At 62.9% G+C, this 26,054-nt stretch carries 23 protein-coding genes; 1 reads left to right on the top strand and 22 read right to left on the bottom strand.

The window, feature by feature from the left end; translation table 11 throughout:
- From ACLJEU_RS26875 to ACLJEU_RS26775, 21 genes are all read right to left on the bottom strand, one after another.
- Nucleotides 1-144 (bottom strand): FeoB-associated Cys-rich membrane protein, encoded by a 144-nt coding sequence (locus ACLJEU_RS26875; RefSeq protein WP_414662424.1) that lies wholly within the window; start codon nucleotides 142-144, stop codon nucleotides 1-3.
- Between the two features lie 67 nt (nucleotides 145-211).
- Nucleotides 212-2,338 carry a ferrous iron transport protein B gene (gene feoB, locus ACLJEU_RS26870; RefSeq protein WP_414662423.1) on the bottom strand — a complete coding sequence of 709 codons (2,127 nt, stop codon included), beginning with the start codon at nucleotides 2,336-2,338 and terminating at the stop codon, nucleotides 212-214.
- Nucleotide 2,339: 1 nt separating this feature from the next.
- Nucleotides 2,340-2,564 (bottom strand): FeoA family protein, encoded by a 225-nt coding sequence (locus tag ACLJEU_RS26865; protein ID WP_414662422.1) that lies wholly within the window; start codon nucleotides 2,562-2,564, stop codon nucleotides 2,340-2,342.
- A 22-nt stretch (nucleotides 2,565-2,586) separates the two neighbouring features.
- A complete protein-coding gene (locus ACLJEU_RS26860) occupies nucleotides 2,587-2,838 on the bottom strand; it encodes a FeoA family protein (RefSeq protein ID WP_414662421.1) in 252 nt (83 codons plus the stop codon).
- Nucleotides 2,839-2,942: 104 nt separating this feature from the next.
- Nucleotides 2,943-3,350 carry an ATP synthase F1 subunit epsilon gene (gene atpC, locus ACLJEU_RS26855; protein WP_414662420.1) on the bottom strand — a complete coding sequence of 136 codons (408 nt, stop codon included), beginning with the start codon at nucleotides 3,348-3,350 and terminating at the stop codon, nucleotides 2,943-2,945.
- 17 nt (nucleotides 3,351-3,367) lie between these two features.
- Complete coding sequence (atpD, locus tag ACLJEU_RS26850; RefSeq protein ID WP_414662419.1) at nucleotides 3,368-4,786, bottom strand: F0F1 ATP synthase subunit beta; 1,419 nt, start codon at nucleotides 4,784-4,786, stop codon at nucleotides 3,368-3,370.
- Between the two features lie 43 nt (nucleotides 4,787-4,829).
- Complete coding sequence (atpG, locus tag ACLJEU_RS26845; RefSeq protein WP_414662418.1) at nucleotides 4,830-5,711, bottom strand: ATP synthase F1 subunit gamma; 882 nt, start codon at nucleotides 5,709-5,711, stop codon at nucleotides 4,830-4,832.
- Between the two features lie 48 nt (nucleotides 5,712-5,759).
- Complete coding sequence (gene atpA / locus ACLJEU_RS26840; protein ID WP_414662417.1) at nucleotides 5,760-7,286, bottom strand: F0F1 ATP synthase subunit alpha; 1,527 nt, start codon at nucleotides 7,284-7,286, stop codon at nucleotides 5,760-5,762.
- A 45-nt stretch (nucleotides 7,287-7,331) separates the two neighbouring features.
- Nucleotides 7,332-7,727: a F0F1 ATP synthase subunit delta gene (locus ACLJEU_RS26835; protein WP_414662416.1), complete on the bottom strand. Its 396-nt coding sequence runs from the start codon at nucleotides 7,725-7,727 to the stop codon at nucleotides 7,332-7,334.
- 68 nt (nucleotides 7,728-7,795) lie between these two features.
- The gene (atpF, locus tag ACLJEU_RS26830; RefSeq protein WP_414662415.1) at nucleotides 7,796-8,341 is read right to left on the bottom strand and encodes a F0F1 ATP synthase subunit B; all 546 of its coding nucleotides are present in this window, start codon (nucleotides 8,339-8,341) and stop codon (nucleotides 7,796-7,798) included.
- 57 nt (nucleotides 8,342-8,398) lie between these two features.
- On the bottom strand, nucleotides 8,399-8,611 hold the full coding sequence (locus ACLJEU_RS26825) for an ATP synthase F0 subunit C (protein WP_414662414.1): 213 nt from the start codon (nucleotides 8,609-8,611) through the stop codon (nucleotides 8,399-8,401).
- 80 nt (nucleotides 8,612-8,691) lie between these two features.
- On the bottom strand, nucleotides 8,692-9,681 hold the full coding sequence (locus ACLJEU_RS26820; protein WP_414662413.1) for a F0F1 ATP synthase subunit A: 990 nt from the start codon (nucleotides 9,679-9,681) through the stop codon (nucleotides 8,692-8,694).
- Between the two features lie 32 nt (nucleotides 9,682-9,713).
- A complete protein-coding gene (gene trmB, locus ACLJEU_RS26815) occupies nucleotides 9,714-10,340 on the bottom strand; it encodes a tRNA (guanosine(46)-N7)-methyltransferase TrmB (protein ID WP_414662412.1) in 627 nt (208 codons plus the stop codon).
- A gap of 2 nt (nucleotides 10,341-10,342) precedes the next feature.
- Nucleotides 10,343-12,235 carry a tRNA uridine-5-carboxymethylaminomethyl(34) synthesis enzyme MnmG gene (mnmG, locus tag ACLJEU_RS26810; protein ID WP_414662411.1) on the bottom strand — a complete coding sequence of 631 codons (1,893 nt, stop codon included), beginning with the start codon at nucleotides 12,233-12,235 and terminating at the stop codon, nucleotides 10,343-10,345.
- A 68-nt stretch (nucleotides 12,236-12,303) separates the two neighbouring features.
- Complete coding sequence (mnmE, locus tag ACLJEU_RS26805; protein ID WP_414662410.1) at nucleotides 12,304-13,647, bottom strand: tRNA uridine-5-carboxymethylaminomethyl(34) synthesis GTPase MnmE; 1,344 nt, start codon at nucleotides 13,645-13,647, stop codon at nucleotides 12,304-12,306.
- A gap of 63 nt (nucleotides 13,648-13,710) precedes the next feature.
- Nucleotides 13,711-14,958: an efflux RND transporter periplasmic adaptor subunit gene (locus ACLJEU_RS26800; RefSeq protein ID WP_414662409.1), complete on the bottom strand. Its 1,248-nt coding sequence runs from the start codon at nucleotides 14,956-14,958 to the stop codon at nucleotides 13,711-13,713.
- 17 nt (nucleotides 14,959-14,975) lie between these two features.
- Nucleotides 14,976-17,342: an ABC transporter permease gene (locus ACLJEU_RS26795; protein ID WP_414662408.1), complete on the bottom strand. Its 2,367-nt coding sequence runs from the start codon at nucleotides 17,340-17,342 to the stop codon at nucleotides 14,976-14,978.
- A gap of 91 nt (nucleotides 17,343-17,433) precedes the next feature.
- Nucleotides 17,434-18,192, bottom strand: a complete 759-nt coding sequence (locus ACLJEU_RS26790) for an ABC transporter ATP-binding protein (protein WP_414662407.1) — start codon at nucleotides 18,190-18,192, stop codon at nucleotides 17,434-17,436.
- Nucleotides 18,193-18,463: 271 nt separating this feature from the next.
- A complete protein-coding gene (locus ACLJEU_RS26785; protein ID WP_457795321.1) occupies nucleotides 18,464-19,135 on the bottom strand; it encodes a tetratricopeptide repeat protein in 672 nt (223 codons plus the stop codon).
- Nucleotides 19,136-19,298: 163 nt separating this feature from the next.
- Nucleotides 19,299-20,396, bottom strand: a complete 1,098-nt coding sequence (gene recA / locus ACLJEU_RS26780) for a recombinase RecA (protein WP_414662405.1) — start codon at nucleotides 20,394-20,396, stop codon at nucleotides 19,299-19,301.
- A gap of 278 nt (nucleotides 20,397-20,674) precedes the next feature.
- The gene (locus tag ACLJEU_RS26775) at nucleotides 20,675-23,344 is read right to left on the bottom strand and encodes a TonB-dependent siderophore receptor (RefSeq protein ID WP_414662404.1); all 2,670 of its coding nucleotides are present in this window, start codon (nucleotides 23,342-23,344) and stop codon (nucleotides 20,675-20,677) included.
- A 343-nt stretch (nucleotides 23,345-23,687) separates the two neighbouring features.
- Between ACLJEU_RS26775 and ACLJEU_RS26770 the strand changes: the two genes are divergently transcribed.
- On the top strand, nucleotides 23,688-25,601 hold the full coding sequence (locus tag ACLJEU_RS26770) for a hypothetical protein (RefSeq protein ID WP_414662403.1): 1,914 nt from the start codon (nucleotides 23,688-23,690) through the stop codon (nucleotides 25,599-25,601).
- A 19-nt stretch (nucleotides 25,602-25,620) separates the two neighbouring features.
- On the opposite strand, the gene ACLJEU_RS26765 is transcribed toward ACLJEU_RS26770, so the two are convergent.
- Nucleotides 25,621-25,986: a DMT family protein gene (locus ACLJEU_RS26765; RefSeq protein ID WP_414662402.1), complete on the bottom strand. Its 366-nt coding sequence runs from the start codon at nucleotides 25,984-25,986 to the stop codon at nucleotides 25,621-25,623.
- Nucleotides 25,987-26,054 lie beyond the last annotated feature (68 nt).

Raw genomic sequence — 26,054 nt, 5'->3', positions numbered from 1 at the left:
TCAGCGTTTCAATTCCCGAGTCGGGCACGCGCAACCGCCGCCACAGCCGGGATTGCGCCGCTTGGCGACGGCCCGGGTGATCATCCAAACCGCAGTGACGGCCACGACCGCGAGGGCGGCGATGGTTTGAAAATCGGATGACATGGTGATGGCGGTGGACGGTGATGCGGTGCGGGTGGCGGCGGGCGGAGTTGGGCCCCGGGAAACGTTATCAGCCGAGGCCCAAGGCCCGCCCGCCTTGATATACCAATAGGCTGATAATCCAGGCGGTGCCAGTCAGGTAACCGATTTGGAAGAGCGGCCATTTCCAAGAATTCGTTTCACGCCGCACGACGGCGACGGTGCTGACGCATTGCATCGCGAAGACGTAGAAGATCATGAGCGTGAAACACACGAGCGGGGTGAAGAGTGCGCGGCCGTCGGGCCAGCGGGCTTCGAGCAGCGCTTTGCGCAGCGGCGTGGTGTCGTCGTTGGAGGCCTCGGCGTTGAAGACCACGCCCATCGTTGAGACAAACACTTCGCGGGCGGCGAACGACGTGATGAGACCGATGCCAATCTGCCAGTCGAAGCCCAGCGGCTTGATCACCGGTTCGAGCGCATGGCCGGCACGTCCGGCAAAACTCTGCGCGAGCTGCTGCTGATTGGTGGAACCCTCCGGGGCCTTTGGGTAGGCGGCGAGGAACCAGAGAATGATGCTGATGCCCAGAATGACGGTGCCGGCGCGACGCAGGAAGAGCCATCCGCGTTCGAACATGTGCAGCGCGACGTCCTTCAGACCGGGCATGCGATACGGCGGCAGCTCCATGATCATCATCGGTGGCGCGCCCTTGAGCAGCGTCCGCTTGAACAGCCAGGCGAAGCCGAAAGCGCCGAAGGTGCCGAGCGCGTACATCAACAACATGATTCCCACCTTGGTCAGGAGGGGAACACGATCGCCGGGCACGAGGGCGGCGATCATCAGGAGGTAAACGGGCAGGCGCGCGGAGCAGCTCATCAGTGGCGCCACCAGGATCGTGACGATGCGGTCCTTCTGATCTTCGATTGTACGCGTCGCCATGATGCCGGGAATCGCGCAGGCGTACGAACTCAGGAGCGGGATGAAGCTTTTGCCGTTGAGTCCAACGCGGCTCATGAGGCGATCCATAATGAACGCGGCGCGTGCCATATAGCCGGTGCTCTCGAGCAGACCGATGAAGAAGAAAAGGATCAGGATCTGAGGGAGGAAAATGATCACGCCGCCGACGCCCGCGATCGCGCCGTCAGTTATCAGATCGCGCAGATCGCCTGCGGCCATGACGGATTTTACCCAATCGCCCAATGCGGCGACGCCGCTGTCGATCAGATTCATCGGATACTCGGCGAGCGTGAAAATGCTCAGGAAAAGAATCGCCATCACGCCGCCGAGCGCGAGCCAGCCTCCGACGGGATGCGTGGCGATCGCGTCAATTTCGTCGGACAGGGACGGGCCGGTGTCACTGCCTTGGGTAATGACGTCACCGGCGATCGTGCCAATCGCTTCGTAGCGGGAATTGACCAAAGTGCCGGCCCAGTCGGTCCCCTCGCCTTCCCAGCGTTTCTGCCAGCCCTGGAGAATTTCAGCAGTGCGCGGATGCAGCGGAGTTGAGCCGGCGACGCGCACGGAATCCTGGTCGGTGAGCAACAGCAACGCCTCTGCGCGCGCGATGAGTGGTGATTTCCCATCGTTGGTGGTGAGCGAGGCCTGAAGGTCGGCGACCGCCGGGGCGATGGGTGCCGGGACGTCCCATGCATGGCGCGAGAGCGGCAGATCGATGCGGCTCATCGCGAGTTTCAGATCGATGATGCCTTTGCCGTTCACTGCTTCGCAGGTGATGACAGGAATGCCGAGGGCGTGTTCGAGGCGCGCCGCCTTGATGTTCAAGCCGGCTTCTGCGGCGAGATCCATCATGTTCAAGACGAGGATGACCGGGCGGCCGAGATCCAGAATCTGGTGAACGAGGTAGAGGTTTCGTTCCAGGTTGGTCGCATCAACGATACAGAGAATGCGATCAGGCTGTTGAGTGTCCGAGCGACGACCGAGAAGCACATCGCGCGTCACGGCTTCGTCGGGCGATCGCGCCGCGAGGGAATAGGCGCCCGGCAGATCAATGACCGTGATTGGCTGACCGTGCTGCGAATAGGCGATGCCGACTTTTTTTTCGACGGTGACACCGGGATAGTTGCCGACTTTCTGTTTCAGGCCGGTGAGCGCGTTGAACAACGTGCTCTTGCCGCAATTGGGGTTGCCTACGAGTGCATAGATTGGGGTGCGCGAGGGTGCGGCGTGCGTGCGATCGGAAATGTGAGGAGGGAGCGCCATGTCAGGCCGGGTCCACGAGCACGTGTTCAGCTTCCGACTTACGCAGCGTGAGATGGTAACCGCGCAGTTTGATTTCGATCGGGTCGCCCAGCGGAGCGGTGCGAATGAGCGTGACGCGCGTACCGTTCAGGAGGCCCATTTCGCGGAGGCGGAGGAAAGTGGTACCCGTCTTGGGGAAATCGCGGACGACGGCGGAGGCGCCGACCGCCAGTTCGGAGAGCTTCATCGCGGCCAAGGGAAGCGCGCGCTTAACGCCGGCTCAACTGTTCGACCAGGATGCACATCGCCGCGCTGTGGCTCAGGGCGATGCGAGTGCCGTTAACCTGACAGATGAACGGTCCGCGCCCGCCGATCTTCGTGACGCAGGCGGATTCACCGAAGCCCATCTCTCGCACCCGCTGACAGAAATCGGTGTCGCCGGACAATTCCCTCACCCGACCCTGCATTCCCGCGGGAAGCTGACAGAGCGGCAGCAGAGAATTGAGGGACGGCGAGGTCATGGTATTCGGCTAGACGGTCGAATTGAGACTCGGTTTCAGCTGGGGTGCAAGAAAAAGGCCCGAATGCGCGACGGGCATTCGAGCCTGGAATAGGGTGAATCAACTTATCGACGCCGACGCTTCACAGCAAGCTGCACACCCGAGTAGCGAACGAGCCCCTGCAGGTGTTCATATTGCTGCGGATCAAGGTGCTTGGCTTCTTCGAGCTGCTTCTCAGCCCGCTTCATGGCCTCTTCAACGGCCTTTTCGTCGATCTTCTCTTCGCTAATGGCGTGCTCGGCCAGGACATGAACGCGATCACCCTCGATCTCGGCAAAACCGCCGCTGATCGCGAGAAGGATGGTTTCGGTTCCCTTGGTGACACGCAGTTCGCCGTGCTCCACTTGGGTGAGAAGCGGAATATGACCGGGCAGAATGCCGACCTCGCCCTCGACCGTCGGGACGACGACCGAGTCAATCGTGTCGGAGTAGACGCGGGCGTCGGGTGTGACGATTTCGAGGGTGAGTGGCATGGCGTCGGAACGTGCGATCAAGCCTTCTTCGCGGCGGCAAGCACCTCGTCGATGCCGCCCTTCATGTAGAAGTCGCCTTCGGCGACATCGTCGAGCTGGCCGTCGAGGATCATCTTGAAGCCGCGGACCGTCTCCTTGACCGAGACGTATTTGCCGGGCGAACCGGTGAACACTTCGGCGACGTGGAACGGTTGCGACAGGAAACGCTGTATTTTGCGGGCGCGATAAACGGTCTGCTTGTCCTCGGGGGACAGTTCGTCGAGGCCGAGAATCGCGATGATGTCCTGCAGATCCTTGTAGCGTTGCAGTACGCGCTGAACTTCGCGGGCTACGCGATAGTGCTCGTCGCCGACGATGTCGGCCTGCAGCGCCTTGGACACTGACGAGAGCGGATCGACGGCGGGATAAATGCCGAGCTCGGCGATGGAGCGCTCCAGCACGATGGTCGAGTCCAAGTGGGCGAAGGTGTTCGCCGGCGCCGGATCGGTGAGATCGTCCGCGGGCACGTACACGGCCTGGAAGGACGTGATCGAACCCTTCTTCGTGGAGGTGATGCGCTCCTGCAGGAGACCCATCTCGTTGGCGAGCGTCGGCTGATAACCGACCGCCGACGGCGAGCGTCCAAGAAGAGCGGATACCTCGGAGCCGGCCTGTGAGAACCGGAAGATATTGTCGACGAACAGGAGCACGTCCTGGTTTTTCTCGTCGCGGAAATATTCGGTCATCGCGAGCGCGGACAGGGCGACGCGCATGCGGGCGCCCGGCGGCTCGTTCATCTGGCCGTACACCAGCGCGACCTTGGACTTCGAAAGGTCCTTCTGGTCGATGACGCCGGCTTCCGACATTTCGTGGTAAAGATCGTTGCCCTCGCGGGAGCGCTCACCCACCCCGGCGAACACCGAGTAGCCGCCGTGGGCCTTCGCGATGTTGTTGATGAGTTCCATGATCACGACGGTCTTGCCGACGCCGGCACCGCCGAACGCGCCGACCTTGCCGCCCTTGGTGAACGGCGCGATGAGATCGATGACCTTGATGCCCGTCTCGAGAATGTTGGCCTTGGTGTCCTGATCGACGAGCGCAGGAGCGGCGCGGTGAATCGGGTACTTCTTGTCGAACTTGACCGGACCCTTGCCGTCGACGGCGTTGCCGGTGACGTCGAAGATGCGGCCGAGGACGCCGGCGCCGACCGGAACCGAGATGGGCGCGCCTGTATCAATGGCAGCCATACCGCGGACGAGGCCCTCGGACGACGACATCGCGATGGTCCGGGCGACTCCGCCGCCAAGATGCTGCTGGATCTCGAGCGTCAGTGTCTGCTTCACGCCCGCGGCGGTGAAATCGACGGTGAGCGCCTGATAGATCGGCGGGATCAGATTTTCGCCGAACTGAACGTCAACGACGGGGCCGATGACTTGAACGATTTTACCGGTGTTCATTTACTGGGAAGGACGAGGGTCGTGGGCGTGAAACAGAAAAGGATCAGGAGCTGAACTGCGCGGCGGCGATCTCGAGGATTTCCTGCGTGATCGCGGCCTGGCGGGCCTTGTTGTACTCGAGCGTGAGGTCGCCGAGGAGTTTGGTCGCGTTGTCCTTGGCCGTCTTCATGGCGACCATGCGTGCGCTGTGCTCGGACGCCTTTGCGTCGAGCACCTGCTGGTGGATTTCGCGATTCACATAGAGCGGGAGCAGTGCATTCAGCACCGTTTCCGCGTCCGGCTCGAAGATCATCTGCTGTTCACTCGCGCCCGGGGCGCTGGCGGCGGAGCCGCCGGCATCCGAACGCAGATCGGCGATCACATCCTTGACGCTCGAAAGCGGCAGGAGCGGGAGCAGCGTCGGAACCTGCACAAGCGTGTTGCGGAAACGCGGCCAGAGAATCTCGACGGTATCCACGACCCCTTCGAGAAACTGCTTCACCATGAATTCTGCGACGACCTTGACCTCGGCGAACGCGACGCGGTCGGTCACCGTGAAATCGGCCAGCAGGTTGCGGTGCGTGCGGGCGATGAACTGTGCGCCCTTGCGACCGATGACGGCGTATTTCGCGGGCGTCTTGATATCAGTCACCACCTTGAACAGGTTGGCGTTGAGCGGACCGGCGAGACCTTTGTCGGACGTCACCAGAATGATGCCGCGTGTCTTGACCTCGCGTTTCGTGAGAAACGGATGGTGGGCTTCCTCCACGCGATCTGCCAGGGCGGCCAGCATGCGCGCCATCAGTTCGGCGTAAGGCCGGCCGGCGAGTGCCGCCTGCTGGGCCTTCTTCATCTTCGAAGCCGCCACCAGCTCCATCGCCTTGGTGATCTGGCGGGTGTTCTTGACCGACTTGATGCGTCGGCGGATGTCGCGGGTGGAGGCCATTAGAAGGCGGAGAGCGGAAGGCTGAAGACGAGAGGCAGGCGGTCGGGCTTAGGCGCTGAACGAGGCTTTCCACTCATCCGTGGCAGCCTGCAACTTGGCTTCGAGATCCTTGTCGAGAGCGGCCTTGGTGCGAATCTCGGTGAGGAGAGCGTCCTTCCGCGTCGTGAAGAAGTCCTTCATCGACTGCGCGGCAACGACGACCTTGCGGGTGTCGATGACGTCGAAAAATCCCTTCTGCATGGCGAAGAGAATCGCGACCTGAAGTTCGATCGGCACCGGGCTGAAAGCCGGCTGCTTGAACAGTTCAACGATGCGGGCGCCGCGCTCGAGCTGGGCCTTGGTCTTGGCGTCGAGGTCGGAACCGAACTGCGCGAACGCCGCGAGTTCGCGAAATTGCGCGAGCTCACCCTTCAGTTTACCACCGACCTGTTTCGTCGCCTTGATTTGCGCGGCGGATCCTACGCGCGAAACGGAGAGACCGACCGACACGGCGGGACGGATGCCCTGATTGAAGAGATCTGTCTCGAGGAAGATCTGGCCGTCGGTGATCGAGATGACGTTCGTCGGGATGTAGGCGGACACGTCGCCGGCCTGCGTCTCGATGATGGGCAGCGCGGTGAGCGAGCCCTTGCCGTCAAGGCGGGCCGAACGTTCGAGGAGACGTGAGTGCAGATAGAACACGTCGCCCGGATACGCTTCGCGGCCCGAGGGACGTTTCAGAATAAGCGAGATCTGACGGTAAGCGACGGCGTGCTTGGAGAGATCGTCGTACACGATCAGCGCGTCCTGACCGTTTTCCATGAACCACTCGCCCATTGCTGCGCCTGAGAACGGCGCGAGGTATTGATTGGCTGGGTTGTCCGCCGCGGGAGCGGCGACGATGATGGTGAATTCCAGGGCGCCGGCCGCTTCGAGCGCGGCAATCGTGCGGACGATGTTGGAGTTCTTCTGACCCACCGCGACGTAGATGGAGTAAACCGGGCGGAAGTTCTTGTCGCCCGAGGCCAGGCCGACCTTGTTGATCTTCGCCTGATTGATGATCGTATCGACCGCGATGGTCGTCTTGCCGGTGCCACGATCGCCGATGATCAGTTCGCGCTGGCCGCGACCGATCGGAATCATGGAATCGATGGCCATGATGCCGGTGAACAACGGCTGAGAAACGGATTTGCGGACGATGATGCCAGGGGCGATCTTTTCGACCGGATAAAATTCCTTGGCGGCCAGCGGACCTTTGCCGTCCACCGGATTGCCCAGCGCATCCACGGCGCGACCGAGCAGCGAGCGGCCGACCGGCACCGAGAGGAGTTTGCCCGTGGTCTGGACTTCGTCGCCTTCCTTCAGCTTCGAGATGTCACCGAGGACGACGCAGCCGACTTCGTCTTCTTCGAGATTCAGCGCGATGCCGATGGCCCCGCCGGGGAACTGCACCATCTCATTGTACATCACCTCTGAGAGGCCGTCGATTTTTGCCACACCGTCGGCGATGGTGCGGATGTTGCCGGTGTTCTTCTTGACCGCTTTGGTCGAGAGGCGGGCAATCTGTTGTTCGATTTGTTCGAGGACGGTGCTCATCAGGACAGTGGGTTTCGGGAGCGGAAGCTGACGTATCGTGAAAAATTATACAGCACTCGCCAGAGCGGCGAGCTGACCGGAGACGGAGGATTCGTAGACGTCGTCGCCGACACGGACGCGAAGACCGGCGATGAGGGCGTCGTTGCGGCGGGACTGACTTGTGACCGGTCGCGCGTACTTGCGCGTCATCGCGGTGGCGATGGTCGCGAGCAGGGCGTCGTTTACCGGACCGGCGTGTTCGACGACTGCCTGGCCGCGGGCGACTTCAGCGGAGACGAGCCGCTGATAGATCTTCAGGACCGCCAGCGTGTGAGGCGGCCGGTGTTTCTCCACGTACTGCAGCACGCCCGAGACGCTTTCGGCGGACAGCGAACCGCCCACGAAGCTCAGCTTGAAGAGCTGGCGGGCGAGTTGCTGGATTTGCTTGTTGCCGGAGGCCATGTGAAGTCGAAGAGACGGAGAAAGCGGGTTAAGCCGAAGTGCGGGCGAGGAGCGTTGCGGCGGTTGGCTTAGACGCCTGAGAGTTCGCGGGCGGCGGCTTCATTGAAGGAAGCGCGGTCGGTATCCGTCAGTTTCTTGGCGAGCACGCGCTCAGTGGTGGTGACCACGAGGCGGGCAATTTCGGTACGAGCATCGGCGAGCATTTTCTTGTGCTCGAGCTCGATGGCCTGCTGGGCCTTGGCGAGAAGCTCGTTGGCTTTGCCGGACGCTTCCTGCGTCTGCTTATCGAGATAATCCTTCGCGGATTTCCGGGCATCCTCGACGATGCGGGTGGCCTCGCCGTTCGCCTTCTTGACGATCGCGGCGCTTTCCTGCTGCGCGGCGGCCAGCTTGGCCTGCATTTCTTCCGCGTGCTTAATCCCGGCTTCAATCTTCTTGCTGCGCTCTTCCATCGTAGCCGTCACCGGCTTGATCCCGAACTTGTAGAGCACAAACAGGACGATCAGGAAGCTGATCACCTGCATGATGATGTATTTCGGCTCGAGACCGAAACGCTCCGGGATGCTGGCTTCAGCGGAAGCGGCGGCAGCGGCGAGGAAGAGAGGCAGCGTCATGGCAGGATGGGAAATGGCAGCGCGGAATGTCCGCGCTGCCGGTGAGATTCAATCGACTTACTTGACGGCGAGGAAGAGCGCGAGAATGCCGAGACCTTCGGCGAGCGCCATACCGATGATGGCTTGGACGAGCACCTTGCCGGAGGCGCCCGGATTGCGGCCGACGGCCTCGGCGGCTTTGAAGCCGATGAGACCGACGCCGATGGCGGCACCGAAGAGGCCGAAGGCGCTGGTGAGATTGCCGTAGATTTCAGCGATGGGGAGGTTCATGTGATGATGTCTTTCTGTGTTTGTTGGATTCCGCCGTGCGCATTCGTGACACGCTCCCGGCGGTAAAGGGATGGCCGGACTTAGTGGTGGGTTTCGGCACCGGAACCATGGGCGTCATCGCCATGAGCGTGATCGCCGCCCTCATGATTGCAGAGCAGTCCGATATAAACGGAAGTCAGCAGCGTGAACACCAGGGCCTGGATGACGCCGACGAGCAGCTCCATGAAATAGAACACGAAGAAGAAGCCGGTGCCATGGAGCAGGTTTTCTCCGCCGAAGACATTGCCGAAGAGACGAACCGAAAGGGTGAACGGACGGATGGCGATCGAGAAGACCTCGATCAAGCCGACGGCGAGAAAGACGAGTGAGAGAATCGGATACAGCCAGCCGGGGGTTTCGTTCTTGTCGGCCTTGTTCCCGAAGAGATCCATCATGATCACCTTCGGTCCTGCGAATTTGAATACGATGATGGCCCAGGCGCCGAATGAGATGAGGGCGAGGGCAATGGTACCGTTGAAGTCGGCGTTGTGCGGACGAATCAAGGCGCGCTCCAGATGGAAGTGACCGTCGACGTCGTGGCCCCAGCCCATCGTGCCGACACCCGGGATGAGCCCCATCCAATTATGGAAGAGAATGAAAACGAAAAACGTGATCAGCAGCGGGAAGGCCGTCGGAAATGCGGCCTTGCCGATGATGGGCTCAAAGATGTCGCGCAAGCCTTCCAGCAGGGACTCGAATACGGCCTGACCTTTGGAGGGAATGATCGACGGTTTGCCGATGAGCCACCGGATCAAGAGAACCAGCAAAACCGAAATAGCCCAGCCGGTGACCATGCTGTTGGTAATAGCCCAGCCATTACCGAAATCGATGAGCTTGGCCGCGCTCGGTGCCACGCCTTCAGCGGACGCGGGGAGTGCGGTCCCGACGAGGGCGAGGAAAAAAGTGGCGAGTTGAGTGACCCGGGACATGCGCGCGCGTTTCAGGTGGAAAGAGAAGGAGCGGAGAACAAAGGCCAGCGCCCTCCCCTCCGTCAACCTTCGAAATGTTGGGGTCTCGGGCGCTGCGGACAAATTAGGTGGGACATGTTTTCGGGCTGGTTTGCTTATGAAGGCGTCACGGTGGCGATCCGGCGTGCGATCAGGGAGTGAATTTCAGCCGCACGAGTCTGAAATACCGTTTCGTATTCAAACGGCCAGGGTGTGGCAGCGTGTTGCCAGGCCGGGTGCGATTGGATCAGGGCGTTGGTATCCTCGAAATACGGGCGATAATCGGTTCGGAAATACAGTTCACAGGTGTCGGCGGCACGGGCGGCAGCCTGCGTCAGGAAGCCGGTTTGCATGACCCGATGTTTGTGATGTCGCGATTTTGGCCATGGGTCCGGAAAGAGCACGAAAAGCCGGGAAATCCGGGCGTGAGCTGGGATGACGTCGACGAACAGCGTGGCTTCGGCTTGGATGAAGAACAGATTCGGGAGACTGGCGCGGGTGCGTTTACGCTCAGCGCGGGCGATGCGTTCAGCGGCCAGGTCGATCCCGATGCAGATTTGATCGGGATGGGCTTGGGCGTACGCGGTCAGGAAGTGACCGTGTCCGCACCCTACCTCCCACGTGAAGTCCTGAGGGGTCGTCAGGATTTGCTGGAGTTGTTGTCTTAGCTCGGCGCCCCGTGCGGCCATGCGCGCCAGATACTCGGCCGTTCGCTCCGGATTTTGAGTGTGTGGGTGGTCCATTCCTAGACCCTCGTTCGATCATCGTCCGAAGACGGTTCGGTGCGCCCGGCGGCGATGCACACCATCAGCACGCTGATGTCAGCGGGATTGACGCCGCTGATCCGGCTGGCCTGCCCCAGAGTCATCGGACGGATCTCATGCAGCTTCATGGCACTTTCTTTACGTAAACCACGAATAGAAAGATAGTTGAGCTCGGTTGGAATCCTGATCTTGTCGATTGTGGCCAGTTTCTCGACGTGCCGTTCCTCTCTAGCCAGATACCCCTGATAAATAACGCGATATAGGATTTCAGTGCGTGGCTCAGGTGCCACTTGGCTCAGTTCCGAGTGGCCTGCGGCGGCGGAAGCATCACGCCGGAGCAGTTCCCCCCACGACCCTCGCGTCGACCGCTCCGATTCGAGGCGTTGGATCCAGCTCCGGATGAGAGCGGATTTTGCCTCGATCCGAGCCAGCCGGGAAGGCGAGAGAAGACCGTGTTGGCGCGCGTGATGCGCGAGCCGCAGTTCGGCGCTGCCATGGTTGAAGAGCAGTCGGTGTTCGGCACGGCTGGTGAACATGCGATAGGGTTCATTCGTCCCCTTCGTGACCAAGTCATCAATGAGCACCCCGATATAACCCTCGTGGCGTTGTATGATGAGCGGCGCCGCTCCCCTCACCTTGTTGACGGCGTTAACGCCCGCGAGGAGTCCTTGGCACGCGGCTTCCTCATAGCCAGACGTGCCGTTGATCTGACCTGCGAGGAACAGTCCCTCGACCTTCTTCGACTCCAGGGACGCGTAAAGCTGGGTAGGTGGTGCGAAGTCGTACTCCACGGCATAAGCCGGTCGCAGCAGAGTCGCGTTCTCCAAGCCTGGAATCGTCCGCACCAGCTGTAGTTGAACTTCGAACGGCAGACTTGTTGACAGGCCATTCACATAAAATTCGTTCGTCGCCCTTCCCTCTGGCTCAAGGAAAAGCAGGTGTCTCGGCTTGTCGGCGAAGCGAACAAATTTATCCTCGATACTTGGGCAATACCTTGGTCCAACGCCTTCTATCTCGCCGCTGTACATGGCGGAAAGATGGAGGTTGTCGCGGACGAGCTTGGCGGTCTCGGCCGTCGTGTAGGTCATCCAGCAGGAAACTTGTTCACAGCCTGGCGACCAGCCCAAGCGCCGTTCACGAGTTTGTTCCACGTGGAACAATTCGTCCGGGTCGCGAGTGTCGTGAAAGGCAAAAAACGTCGGTGACGTGTCCCCGCGCTGCTCTTCCGTCTTGCTGAAATCGATCGAACGGCCCAGCAGCCGCGGCGGCGTCCCAGTTTTCAGTCGCCGTAGTTCAATGCCGGCCTCGAGGAGGCTTCCCGATAGCGATTTCGCGGAAAAGTCCCCCAGCCGCCCGCCTTCGTTCTTGTTCTGCCCGATATGCATCAGTCCGCGCAGAAATGTCCCGGTCGTGACGATGACCGTCCGGCCGACGAACTCGACGTCCAGGTTCGTCCTGCATCCGGAAACGCGCCCTTGACTGAACACGAGCCCGGTGACGGTGGCCTGAAAGATCTGCAGGTTTGGCTGGAGCTCGAGCGTATGTTTGAGTCGGAACTGGTAGGCTTTCTTGTCGCACTGGGCCCGGGGCGACTGTACTGCCGGACCCTTGGATTCGTTGAGCAATCGGAACTGGATACCCGTAACGTCCGTGTTGATGGCCATCTCGCCGCCCAACGCATCGATTTCCCGCACAATCTGCCCCTTGGCCTGGCCGCCGATGGCTGGGTTGCAGCTCATTTGGGCGATCGTATCGATATTGCCGGTGAGGAGTAGGGTGGACGCCCCCATGCGGGAAGCGGCCAAGGCCGCTTCGACTCCGGCATGGCCGGCGCCGCAGACGATGACATCAAAGGATTTATCGCGATAGATCACAGATTGAGAGGTTCCGTGGGTAGGCGGTAAAGCAGAGTAGGGCAGGAGAGCGAGCGCGCCTGCCATTCCTACTTCCCGATGCAAAACGCCGCAAACAGGTGATCCAGCATCCGCTCGTTGTCCACCTTTCCTACAATCTCGCCGTAGGCGGCCAAGACCGCCCGGAGATCGCTGGCTACGAGTTCGACCCCGTCGCCTCGGACGAGCTTTTCCTGCGCACCGCGGAGGGCCGATTTGGCTTCAGCCAAGGCCGCGGCATGCCGCGCATTGATGGCGATGGCCTCGCCGCCCACCTGCGTCTGAAAGGCATCTGCCATCGCCACGACCCGACCGATTAATCGGTCCACCCCATGTCCAGTGATTGCGGAGACCTGCAGGGCATTTTGGGGCAGGGATGTGAGCTGCTTGTAATTACTTAAATCACTCTTGTTAAATATGATAAGAGATTTACGATCGTCAAGGACGAGGAGCTCGGGTGGGAGTGCGGCGCCGGTCGAACTGTCGAGTACCGCCAGAATGAGGTCGGCTTCGGCCAGGCACTCGCGGGTCTTGGCCATGCCTAATTTCTCCAACGGCGCAGGTGCGGTGTTCAGCCCGGCGGTGTCGATGAGCCGGAGAGTGTGGCCTCCGACGGTGATCCGCGCTTCGATGAAATCGCGCGTGGTTCCCGGCTCGGGACTGACCAAGGCCCGCTCCCGGCCCACCAGTCGGTTAAGGAGGCTGCTCTTGCCCACGTTCGGTTCCCCCACAATCACGGTCTTGATCCCATCCCGCAACAGGTCCCCGTAGTGCTTCGTGGCCAGGAGCTCTTCCGTTTCCGCGTACAACCGGGCAAGTTCGCGCACCACCACATCACGGTCCTCCACCGGGAGATCTTCGTCGGGGAAATCAATGTACGCCTCGATCCGCGCGAGCACGTTCAGCAGCGCTTCGACCAAGCCATTCATTTTTCGACCCAACGATCCCCGCAGTTGTTGCTGGGCTGCGTGGAGCGCTCGCTCGCCCCGGGCGTGGATCAAATCCATCACCGCCTCGGCCTGGCTGAGATCCATTCGGCCGTTGAGAAACGCCCGCTGCGTGAATTCACCGGGTTCCGCTGGACGGCAACCCCGCTCCAGCAGGTCAGCCAGGATCCGTTGTACGATGTAAGGATTGCCGTGGCAGGAGATTTCCAACGCGTCCTCGCCGGTGTAGCTCCCGGGGCCCTTGAAAAACGTCAGCACCACATCGTCGACGAGCCCGCCAGCGCGATCCCGATAGTCGGCATGACGGGCGGTGCGGGGCAGGGGAGGGCGGCCGAAGATCTCCGTCGCCAGCCCGGGTGTATCCGGACCGCTGACACGCAGCACGGCCAGGGCGGCGGTGCCCGCGGGCGTGGCGGGCGCGGCGATGGTGTCGTTGAAACGCGGCATGAAGGAGAGTCCGCCACGCTTCGCACGCGCCGCGTCCAAGTCAAATGTCCCGCTCCGCGGCCGTCACCGTGCGCCCACGACCAGCGGCGTGACTCGCGTTCCGTCGGCGACCTTGTCGCCGGGATACACCACGAGACTGGCGTCCGCCGTCACCCCGTCGACAATCTCCGTTTCCACGCCGTTGCTTCGGCCCACCTTCACGTCACGCAGCGATGCGCGCCCGTTCTCGACGAGAAACGTCCTCCATTTCCCTGCTTGCTGAAACAAGGCGCCGGCTGGAGCGCGCAGGGCGTCCGGCTTTTCCCAGATCACGATTCTCGCCTCGACGCGGTAGCTGTCGCCCAGTGCAGCGCGGCGCTCAATCGGATCGTTGAAGTCCGCAATCACAAACACGCGTTGCTCCTCCACACCGAGGGCGGAAATTTTCGTGAAGGCGGATGGCTCGACGAGCCGAACGCGCGCTTCGAGCGGCTCGCTTCCACCCCACTGTTCGAGCCAGACCCGTGCGCCCGGTTTGATGGTCACGCCATCCCGTGACAGCACTTCGATGCGCACTTCCAGATCGGCGGGATCGCCAATTTCCATCAGCGGAAAACCCGCGGGCACCATGCGCGAGCTTTCCTGCATCACGCGCAGGATGCGGCCGCTCACCGGCGAGGTGATGGCAAACGGTTCGGTGCCGCCACCCGGCTGTCCGCGGGTGAGAAGTGCCCGCGCCTGTTCGAGTTCGAACTCCGCCACTTTTTGGGCGAACTCCGCCGCCCGGACGTCCTGAGCGCCGGTTTCCGCTCGCATTTGCGCGGCATCGAATTCCTGGACTGAAAGGACCTTTTGCCCGCGCAACACTTTCACCCGTTCGAAGTCGGCCGTGAGCATCCGGGCCACGGATGCCGCGCGCTCAAGCTGCGCTCGCGCGGCTTCCCTCGCCGCATCGGCGGCCCGGATACGCGCCTCCGCCTGAGCCTGGCTGCGCGCATCCAGAAAGTCAGCACCGCCGCTCTCGAGCACGGCGAGGACGGTTTTGTTCGCCTCCACCACCGCTCCCGCCTTCCAGTCGATCCTGCGCAGCTGCCCCGAGACCGGAGCGTGGACCGTGTAGCGATTCTTCACCCGGGTCATGCCCTCCTCGTCGACCGTCACCACCAGGGCGCCACGGGTCGCCTTCGCCACTTCAACCGCGACGGGACGCGGCCAAAGCCCCACGGCAATCAGGCCAATCAGGACGAGTACGCCCAGCAACGGCAGGCGGCGGCGCCACGCGGGGCGGCCGGGTCTCTGGTTGCGGGTTGCGGGCGGAGGCGGCGTTTGCATCGGGAAAACGAATACGGCTAGTCGAGCGCCTTCAGGGCGCTCACGAGGTTGATTTCGGAGATTTTGCGGGCGGCGAACAGCGCGGACAGCGCCGAGGCGATTGCGACGACGAGAACGGCAAACGCATAATTCGCCGTCGTGAGCACCAGGGGCAGACGCACAGTCTCCGTATTGACGGTGGAGATGATTCCGCGTGCAAAGCCAGATCCGAGCAGGAGCCCGAGCGGAAGCGCGGCGAGGGTGAGCAGGACGAGTTCGCCAACCAGCACGGCTCCGACTTCACCGCGGCTGAAACCGAGCACGCGCAACGTTGCCAGTTCGCGGGCCCGCTCCGACAGTGAAATCCGCGCGCTGTTATAGATGATCCCGAACGCCACGATCGTCGCGAAGAGCATGTAGATTTTCTGCAGGAGCCCGATGCTTTCCGCGGTCGTCTTGCGAAAGCCCTCGCGCAACGAATCCTTGATGGTGCAGCCCGCGATCCGCGGTGTGTTCTTCACCGCGGTGAGAAAGTCGTTCCAGCCTCCGCGATCCACGACGACATGCGCGCCGTTGATACGGTCGCCTTCGAGCAGCAGGCGGTTCAGCGCGTGCAGCTCCATGTAGGCCGCGGTGCCCGCAAAATCCTCCGCGAGTCCCACCACCGGCACCGTGATCTCACGCTCACGGCCCTCGAGCACGCGCGCCGTGACCTCGTCACCTGGTCGCACCTGCAGGACGTCGGCCAGTTTTGCCGACATGATGATGCCACGCGGCGGAAGCAGCAGTTGCCGCGGGTGTCCGTCGATAACGCGACTGAGCGTCCCGTTTGCCGGCAGGCCCTGGAGCGCAAGGCGACGGGACAGGGGGCCGGCGCGAAACTCAACCGGCACGATGCGAAACGGCTCCGCCCAACGCACACCGGGCATCTGCCGAAAGTCGTGGATGGCCCGCGCGGGTCCCGGCTCAACGAGCGACAGAGTCACAGTCTGCCGTTGCACGATGTCCCACTGAAAATCGATCACGTAGGCGATGCCGTCGCGAAACGAGTTCGGCACAATCAGGATCGCGGTGGCGAGCGCGAGAGCCAGACAGGTGAGGCCGCTGCGGACAGGACGCCGTTGGATATTGCGCAGCGCCATCCGCAACGACGCGCTGAACCAGCGTCCGAGCCCGAGGCGTTCGAGCAGGGCGGGGCGGAAACTGGCGGGCGATTCCGGTCGCATCGCCTCGGCCGGGGGCAGCCGCACCGCGCGCCGGACCGCACCGGCCACGCCGGCAAAGGCGGCGATGGCGCTGACCAACGTGGCGACAATCAGCACGCGGGTATCGAGCAGAAACTCGAGGGTGGGGAAGCGGAAGAAGAGGTGGTACATTCCCACCAGCCTGGTTCCGAGGACGATGCCGCCAACCGCGCCGAAGCCGACGCCTGCGACCACGATGGCGAGGGAGAATTTGAAATAATGCGATCCGACCTGGCGATTGCTGAAGCCGCACGCCTTCAGCATCGCGATCTGTTCGCGCTGCAGCGCGATTTGCCGGCTCATCACCGAATTGGTCATGAACGCCGCCACGCTGAGAAACACGAGCGGGAATGCGACCGAGAGTCCCTGCAGCACGCGGATCTCGTCGTCGACACGCCGGTGCGACGGATGGTTGATCCGGCCGTAGGCGCCGCGCGCACCATAGGGCGCGAGGACGCGGTCCACGGCGTTGATCACGTCCCGCTCCGAGGCGCCGGGCGCGAGCGTCAGTGCCACGGAATTGAATGCGCCGTAGAGTTGGAACGCCGTCGCCAGTTCCTTGTACGGCATCCAGAACACGCCGTAGGTCTTGTTGTCGGGAAGCGCGGAATTCGGCGGCGCCTCGAAAACAAATTCCGGAGACAGGACGATGCCGGAGATGCGGAACGATTCCTTGGTGCCGTTGAGCACGGCCGAAATGGTGTTGCCCGGCTTCAAGGTGTGCGCATCGGCGAACGCCTCGCCCACGGCGATCTCACGGATGGCAGTCCGGCCGGCGGGCAGTCGGCCGCTGCGCACGTACAAGCGGTTGAGCACCAGCTCGCCGCGCTCGGGCAGCGAGTTGATCAGGCCCACGGCCGGCTCCGGCAGGCCCGGCACGTCGAGTGTAACCTGAATGGCGATACCGGTCTGGACAGCGGCGACCCCCGGAATGGCGGCCAGTTGCTCCCTCACGGCGTTGGGGGCGCGTTTGAGCCGGGCAAAGACCTGGGCGAAATGATGCTCCTCGTAGTAGGTGTCGCGGGTCGTTTCGAGCGACAGGATCAGCGACCGCGTCATGATCATCATCGCCAGGCCGCAAGCCATCACGAGCGCGACGGCGAGCGCCTGGGACTTCACGGCGCGCAGGTCACGGAGGAGCTTGCGATCGAGCAGGCTCATGCTGTCTCCACGGCGGCACTACATGCGCGTCCGCTCGTGCGGGCCGGTGGGCGGACGAATCCTCCCGGGATCTGCCAAGCGTTGGGCTTCATTACCACGCGAGCGACTGCACGGAGCCGCGGCGGGTGTTTTCCCGCCTGGTCACAATCCGTCCGTCCGATAGCGTGAAGACCCGATCGGCCATGTCGGCCAGGATGGCGTTGTGCGTGATGATGACGGCGAGGGTGCCAAGCTCGCGGTTGATGCGCTCGATGGCTTCAAGCACGGTGATGCCGGTGCGCACGTCGAGCGCGCCCGTGGGTTCGTCGCACAGCAGGACCTCGGGACGTTTGGCAATGGCCCGTGCGATCGCGACTCGCTGTTGTTCGCCGCCCGACAACTGGGCCGGAAAGTGGTCCATGCGGTCCGCCAGATCCACGAGCGCGAGCGCGTCTTCGGGAGCCATTGGGGCGCGGCAAATCTCAGTGATGAGCGCCACGTTCTCCCGTGCAGTCAGACTGGGGATGAGATTGTAAGCTTGGAAAACAAAGCCGACTGCGTCGCGGCGAAAGGCCGTGAGTTCATCTTCATCGAACGCGGCCAGATCGGCGCCGCGGTAGAGCAGCGTGCCCTCGCTCGGCGAGTCGAGCCCGCCGAGCTGATTGAGCAGCGTGGACTTTCCGCTGCCCGATGCGCCCAACAGCACGATGAGTTCACCGGCGTACAAATCCAAATCGACGCCGGCGAGGGCGGTAACGGTGGCCGTGCCTTCGCCGTAGATTCGGGCCAGGCCGCGCACGTGAAACAACGGGGCGCGGTCACCGGGGATTGCGGCACCGGCGGAGGACGAGGAAGCGGCGGCGGAGGACATGAGCGCTGGTCGGCACGAAACTCGTTCCCAACCGGGGCCGCAACGCGCAATCGGGGATTAGCGGTCGAGCTTTACGGCCTTATTAGAACCGGCGGCATGAAAAAAGCCGGTGGCCGGTGCGCGCAGTGGAATCGGTGGCTGCAATCGGAATTCGAGGACGTCCTCTCGGCGCGTTGCGCGTCCCCGGACATAGTTGGCGTCCCACCGGCCGGCTCACTGCGATGCGCTGCGAATCCTCGACGCGGGATGTCCGCGTTTCCGACGAGTCGGCTTATGACTTCTCCGCTTTGGGCAGCACGGGACGCAAGGGATCAACGGCGACATCGAGCGGTGCTACGGGTGGAAGAAAGTCGACGGCCTTTTTCCCGGCAAACTCGGCTTCGATTTCCTTGGCCCGGCGCTCTCCGGTTGCGATCCAATCGGCGCGGGACTTAATCTGTGTGCGGAGGGACTGCTCGGCGCTGGCGTCGGTGCCCTTTTGCCGGGCCACGATGAGCCAGCCCAGCGCTTCGGCGTAATTACGCTTCACCCCGCGGGCGCTCGCGTAGGCGGCGCCGATGTTAAAGAAAGCCTCGGGCTCGCCGCCCGCGGCTCCCGCTTGAAAATAGGCCATGGCGCGTGCGGGATCCTTGGCGACGCCGCTCTCGCCATGCGCGAGCAGCATGCCGATGCGGAAGGCCGCAGCGGAATTGCCGGCCCGCGCGGCCTTTTCCAGCAGCGCAACGCCCTTGGTTTGATCCTGGGCGATGCCGTCGCCGCGCAGCAGCATTTCGCCGAGTTGGGCCTCGGCCTTGGGGTTTCCCTTGGTCGCCGCTTGCTGCAGCTCCTTCAGGTCAGCCCATCCACCCCCGCCCCCCCCGGTGCGCGACATGAGCACGGGGGCCGATTCTTTCTCTTTCGACTCCTTGGGCGCTTTCGCGGCCAGGAGTGCCGCAGGCGTCACGAGCGCGAGGATGAGCGCCAGCAGCGTCCGCGGATCTACGGACGAAGCCGGCAAGAACGTAACGGGATGTGGGTTGGAGCGAAGAAGCATGGGGATGGGACGCATCGACCCCTTAAAGGGGATTTTCGTTCCCGCCCAGCTTCATTCGATCGCCGTCGGGGCGTCACTCGCCGGCTTCGCCCGTGACGGTGGCGCCGCCGACGATCGTCACCTTCGCGAGAATGGCCTTCTGGATTTTCTCCGCCAACTCCGGCTTTTCCTTGAGGGCCTGTTTCGCGGCGTCGCGACCCTGGCCGACCAGATTGCCTTCGTAGGCGATCCACGCGCCTTTCTTTTCCAGAATCTTGTGCTCGATGCCCAAATCGAGGAGCGAGCCCATCTTCGAGATGCCCTCGTCGTACATGATGTCGAACTCCACCTCGGTGAACGGCGGGGCGACCTTGTTCTTCACCACTTTGATCTTGGTTCGGTTGCCGATGACCTTGCCTTCGGGCGTCTTGATCTGGTCCTTGCGGCGGATGTCGATGCGGACCGAGGCGAAGAACTTGAGGGCCCGGCCGCCGGACGTCGTCTCGGGATTGCCGAACATCACGCCGATCTTCTCGCGGATCTGATTCGTGAAGATGCACACGCACTGGGTCTTGCTGACGACGGCGGTGAGCCGGCGCATCGCCTGGCTCATGAGGCGGGCCTGGGCGCCCATCGTCATGTCGCCCATCTGGCCGTCCAATTCCGCTTTCGTGGTGAGCGCGGCGACGGAGTCGAGCACGATGACATCGATGGAATTGGAGCGAATGAGCGTCTCCATGATGTTCAGCGCGTCCTCGCCGCTGTCCGGCTGGGAGACGAGCAGATCATCGAGTTTTACACCTACGACGCGGGCATATTTCGGATCAAGCGCGTGCTCGACGTCGATGAAGGCCGCGAGTCCGCCTTGTTTTTGGGCCTCGGCGATGACGCTCAAGCAGAAGGTCGTCTTACCGGAGGATTCCGGGCCGTAGATCTCGACGATTCGGCCCTTCGGCAGACCGCCGACGCCCAGCGCCAGATCCACGGCGAGCGAACCGGTGGTCAGCGTCTCGACCTTCATCTTGGCGTTGCTGCCCAGCCGCATGATCGAACCTTCGCCGAACTGTTTCGTGATGGAGGAAAGGGCGAGCTCGATGTTCTTTTCGCGAACATGGCTGGCGGCGACGACCTCCGCTTTCTGTTTCGTGGCAGGCGCGGCGGACTTGGTTTCGGCGGGAGCGGCTTTGGACATGGCGGACGGAATTCGGAGCGGGTGGAGGAGAACGAGTGGTGTGGCGAAGACCTGAAGCCTCGAAAGCGAAGGCGCAAGCCCCCGATCACCCGGAAATACGGGTCAGCCTCCAGTCTGCGTGTGAACACGTGTACGTGTTCATATGAACACGTCAAGCGGGGAGTGCACGTTCTCGCTCCGCTTCGGCTGCAGAGCGGCTCTCTTGCGGGCCGCCCTGCGCCGGCAGCGCTCCCGCTTTCCGGGCGCTGCCGCGTTAAGCTCTCAGGTTCCGGGCGGGATCAGAAGTCGGTTGTCATGGTCATGCGCCATGACCGCGGCGCACCCCACGATCCGGTGGTGGTGGTGGCCGACAGGTAGTATTCCTTGTCGAACAGATTGCTCACGTTGACGGCGAAGCTCGTCGGGCGATTGAAGATCTTCGTCTGGTAACCGGCCAGCAGCGTGGCGGTGTAGTATGAGGGCGACCACAGGGCCGTGACGGGACCGCCCTGCACGACGACGGCGTTGCCGCGGAACGTCGGTTCGCGCCAGTTGGCGCCACCGCCGACGTAGAGACCTTTGACCGGGCCTTGGGAGAACGTGTAACGCGTGAAGATGTTCGCGCGCGTCTTGGTGTAGCCGGCATTGGGCACGCCCTCGGGGATGGTGAGCAGGAATGCATCCAGCAACGGCGTGGGCCGGCCGAGATCCTTCGCTTCGGTCTGATAGCTCTTCAGCAGCGGCGCGCGGTCTTCGGTCACGACCTTGTTCGTGGCGCCGTTCAGCATCAGCCGCCAGTTGCGGGTGAGGTTGGCGATGATTTCCAGTTCGTAGCCTTTCGTGGTGATCGTCTGATAGTCTTGGCCCGCCGCGTTGAACGTGGTCGGGAAGATCGCGGAGATTTCATCGCGCACCGCGATCACCGGTGCCGGATTGAACCGGGCATTGGGCTGGTAGTTGTCGTAGTAGACCGTGTTCAGCTCCAGCCGGCCGCCGAAGAGGCTGAACCGGGCTGAGAGATCCTGGCCTTCGCCGGTTGGGATGCTCTGCTTCTTGCCGGGCGTGTACGTGTCGGCGCCTTCACCGACCGAGATACGGAACGACTGCGCGCGATTGTAGGCGAAGCCGATGGCTTCGTTGACGCGGTACACGACGCCGTAGTTGGCGCCGTCGACCTTGTACTGCACGAAGGCGGGGTTCGGCGCGAAGGCACCCTCGATGTACTGGTTGACCCAGGTGTTTGCGATCGGCTGGGGGGCGCCGACCGTGGTCTTCATGTTGAAATGATCGCGTCGGTAGCCCACGAGCGTGTAGAGGTGGTTCTTGAAGTAGCTGCCGGAGGCGCCGACGCCGACCGAGGGCGTGTAGAAGCGGCGGTTGATGATATTGCCCGTGGCCGGAACCGAGTTCGAGAGGTCGGGAAACCAGTTGGACACGCCGGGAATCGGGCCGAGACTCCCGGTGAGATTTTCGTCGGTGCCGTCCTTGAGATAGTAACGGCGAATCAGCCGGTTGTTCGTGAACGTCGTGCGATTGGCGGTGAAGGCCGCCTGAGTCTGCGCCGGATTGATTGTGCCGACGAAGTTCGGGTTCGAGGGGTCAACGTATTCGCCCCACTTCGGTTTCTTCTGACCGGGATTGTCCTGGTGCTGCTGCAGATTCAGGACGAACTGCTGGTTGGTCCATTTGGTCTTCAGGTCGTACACCGCCGAGATGCGCATGTCGCGGACGATGTTTCCGTTGATGTTCCGGGTGCGGAAATACTCGGTGTAGAGTTCGTTGAAGCGCGCGTTGGGCGTGCCGTTGGGCAGCGTGGGCGAGAGGTCGCGGAAGATGTTGCGCGCGGCGGCGACGTTCCACTGATCGATTTGCTGTTGGTAGAAATTGCCCGACAGCTGCAGGTGCAGATTCTTGCCGACGTGCTGTTCGACCTCGAGGGTCACCGAGCTGTATTCATTGTTGTAGGTCGAGTTCGGACCCGCGACCTGGAACGTCTTCGGCACGATGCTGCTGTCGACGGCAGTCAGGCCCGTGCCGTTGCTGCGGCGCATGGTGTTGGCGCGATAGGACTGGCCGGTGGCGGGGACGAACACATACCCCGCGGTGTTGGTGAGCGTGGTGACGTTGGTGAAGGAGTAGTTGTCGAGGAAGAGGCCCTGCGCGTTGACCGAGTCGATGCGGGCCTTCTCGGCCATCAGGCTGATCGTCGTGGTGCGGAAGGGACGGTAGGTGACCGCGGCGTAGGCACCTTGAAAATCGCGGCGCACGTGATCGATCCAAGAGTCGTTCTTCGAGTAGACACCGGCCACGCGCAGGGCGACCTTGTTGCCGAAACGGCGGTTGAGATCGATTTCGGTGCGTCCGAACGCATCATCGCCGAACATCAGCTTCACGCGGGTGATGTTGCGGGTGAAAAGGCCGCGCTTCGTGACTTGGTTGTTCGCGCCGCCGAGATCGGCTTCGCCGTAGAGAAACGCATTCGGCCCGCGGAGAAGTTCCACGCGCTCGGTGGCGTAGGAGTCCATCGGCGAGTACCAGATCCAGCCGTTGCGCAGGGCGTAATTGTTGACGATGCCGCGGAAAATCATGCGATTCGAGAGCGCGGGATCGGGATTGTCCTCACCGGTCACGAACCACTTCGACGCTTCGTTGAGGTCGATGACCGCGAGATCCTCCATCAACTGCGCGTTCATGATCGAGATCGAGTTCGCGACGTTCTTCAGCTCCTGCACGGTGCGCATGCCCGACGTGGTCTGCATCGACTCGTAGCCGATGTCCTTCTCCTCCGAGACGGTGAACACCGAGAGCTGCACGGCGGAATCCTTGGCAGCCTCCTTGTTGGCGGTCGCGGTCGCGGCTGGCGGCGTGGCCGGCGCCGTCTGGGCGAGGGCGCGAGAGGGAAGGCTGAGGCACGCGGCGAGCGCGAGGAGTGAACCAAGGCCGGATCTGGCAATGAGCGAACGTTTCATGGGAACAGGTCTGCGGAGTGGTGTGGAGGTCGGTCAAGGCGCACGAATCCGCGATTTCTCCGGATCCGTGAGTGGTGCGATCGGGCTGAGGTTATTGCGCGCGTTATTCGACTCGGCCAGCGTATTTCCACGCTGAACGACGGGTCACATGGCCTGCCACGAGCCTGCGGGCAACGGGGCGGCCAAACGGTTTGCCTTCGAACGGGGAGATTGGGACGGTTCAGCCATGTTGCCGCGATGCTCCGGCGTCCCCCGGCCCGCTGACTTCGCAGGCGGGACCGACACGGTTTTGCGATCGTGGGGCGGGGCGGGCTCCGCGCTGCGCCACCGGCGTCCTTTTTCCATGCACCGAAATCGCCTCGTCTCGTGCTGTTTCCTTCTGCTGCTGCCGTGGCTCAACGCGCACGCGGACTCGCGCGATCTCGGCGGCGGGTTTTCCGATCACGGCGTCGCCACACCGCTCAGCCAGCATCGCGGGATGGTGGCGACGGTGGACGGCGATGGCCGCGATGTGATGCTGATCTGGCTCTACGATCACCGCGGCGGATACGCGTTGTTGATGGTCGATGCCGTCACGGGGAAGTCGGAACAGTTTCCGACGCCGTATCCGTGGTCGGGAGACGGCCCGTTTGCGTCGCTGCTTTCGAGCCGCAACAAATACTACACGCAGTTCGGCGGTCATTTCAGCGAGTTCGATCCGGTGAAACGGGCGTTTACCTTCGTGAGCAAGACGGCGCCCCAGATGGCCATGAGCCTGACGGAAGCGGACGACGGCACGATTTGGGCGGCGAGTTATCCGAACAGCGGACTCGTTTCCTTCGATCCGGCGACGCGAGTGTTCAAGGACCGTCGCTCCCTCAATGCTGAAAACTGGCGCCAGTACCCGCGCAGCGTAGCGGTCGACGACGCCGGCTGGGTTTACGTGGGCATCGGCTCCACGGCGGCGCAGGTGCTGGTGGTCGTGCCCGGCAGCGATGAGTTCCGGCCGGCGCTGGCCGGACCCGAGCGCCGCCCGGGCTACGCCGCCCTTTTCCGTAGCACCGACGGCAAGGTGTACGCGCGCGTGCCTGGCGAGGCGGCGGACACGTGGCGGGAATTTCATCGCGGGGCGGCGCGGAGCGTCCGGTTGACAACGACGCCCCCGCGAAAGCCGTTGATCGCGGGCGACCAGGGACTGTTTCACGCCCGTTTCCCCAGCGGCCGGCGCGCGGCCTCCTGCGATACCGTGGCGCGAACGCTCGTCGTCGAGGAGCCGCGCGCGGGTGAGACTCGCACGGTGCCCTTCGACTACACGAGTGAAGGTGCACATGTCGTCGCTGTGGCGGTGGCGCCCGATGGCACGATCAGCGGCGGCACGGCGTTTCCGATGCGGATGTTCAGCTACGCGCCCGCGCGCGATGCCTGGCAAAACTGGCCGGCGCACGGCCAGTTCAACACCGTGGTGCGGCAGGGTGCGCGGTTCTTCGTCGGTGGCTACCCGCATGGCTTCCTCCTCGAGTGGGACCCGGCGTCAGCGTGGGTGCAGACGGGGAAGGGCAACGCGAACAGCAACCCGCGTTTCCTGACGGAGTGCGAACCTGCAATCAACCGGCCGCACGATCTGCTGGCGCTCGCGGACGGGCGGAACCTCGTGCTGGCCGGCACTCCGGGCTACGGTCTGACCGGCGGCGGCGTGCTGTTCTGGGATCGGGCCACCCAGGCGCGCACACTGGTGGAACACACCGCAATTCTCCCGCAGCAGTCGACGTTCAGTCTCGTGGAGCTGCCGGGCGGGAAGTTTCTGGGTGGAACCACGACTGCGGCGGGCACCGGTGGCGAATCCAAGGTGCGGGTGGCGGAACTCTACGTGATGGACGTCGCGACGAAGACCGTGGAATGGCATGCGGCGGTGTTTCCGGGCGTGCAGACCTACACCGACCTCACGGCAGGTCCGCGCGGCCTCGTGTATGGATTTGCCGATCGGACGAAGTTCTTTGTCTTTGATCCCGCGCAGCGGCGCGTGATTCACCAGCAGGACGTCGGCGCGATCCACGGCGGCGTGATCACCGGCCAGGGGCCGCGGGCGTTCGTGGCGGGACGGAATGGACGCGTGACGGTGCTGTTCACCCAGGGAATTGCGCAGATTGAGCCGGAGACCTTTGCGGTCACGTGGCTCGCCGCTGCGCCGCTGCCGATCACCTCCGGTGGCGATGCTTTCGAGGGCCGCGTGTATTTCGCGGCGGGTTCACACCTTTGCAGTTATCGTCTGCCGGAGTAGCATGCGGGCGCGGGCGGCGTTAGTGACCGGCCGCAGCGGCGGCGGGCTTGAACGCCGTGGCAAAGTAGACCGCGGCGAGGATGAAGCCGAAACTCACCGCGTAGTTCCACGCCAGCTTCTCGCCGAGGACCAGCCATGCGAACACGACAAACACCGCGAGCGTGATGACCTCCTGCAGGATTTTCAGTTGATAGCCGGTCAGGCCGCTCGCGTAGCCGTGGCGGTTGGCCGGCACCATCAGGCAGTACTCGAAGAACGCGATGCCCCACGACATCAGGATGACGATCCAGAGGGACTTGCCCTCGAAAATCTTCAACTTGAGCTGCCCGTACCAGGCCAGGGTCATGAAGATGTTGGAGGCGACCAGCAGGAGAATGGTTTTCATCGCGAAGGAGGCTGGAGGGAGCGGCGGAAAAGGGCCCGGGCGAGGTTGACGTGCGGCCGGTGGGGCTT

It is taken from the genome of Terrisphaera buseokensis (assembly GCF_047521145.2).
GTDB lineage: Bacteria > Verrucomicrobiota > Verrucomicrobiia > Opitutales > Opitutaceae > ER46.
This window is presented reverse-complemented; position numbering and strand designations above follow the sequence as displayed.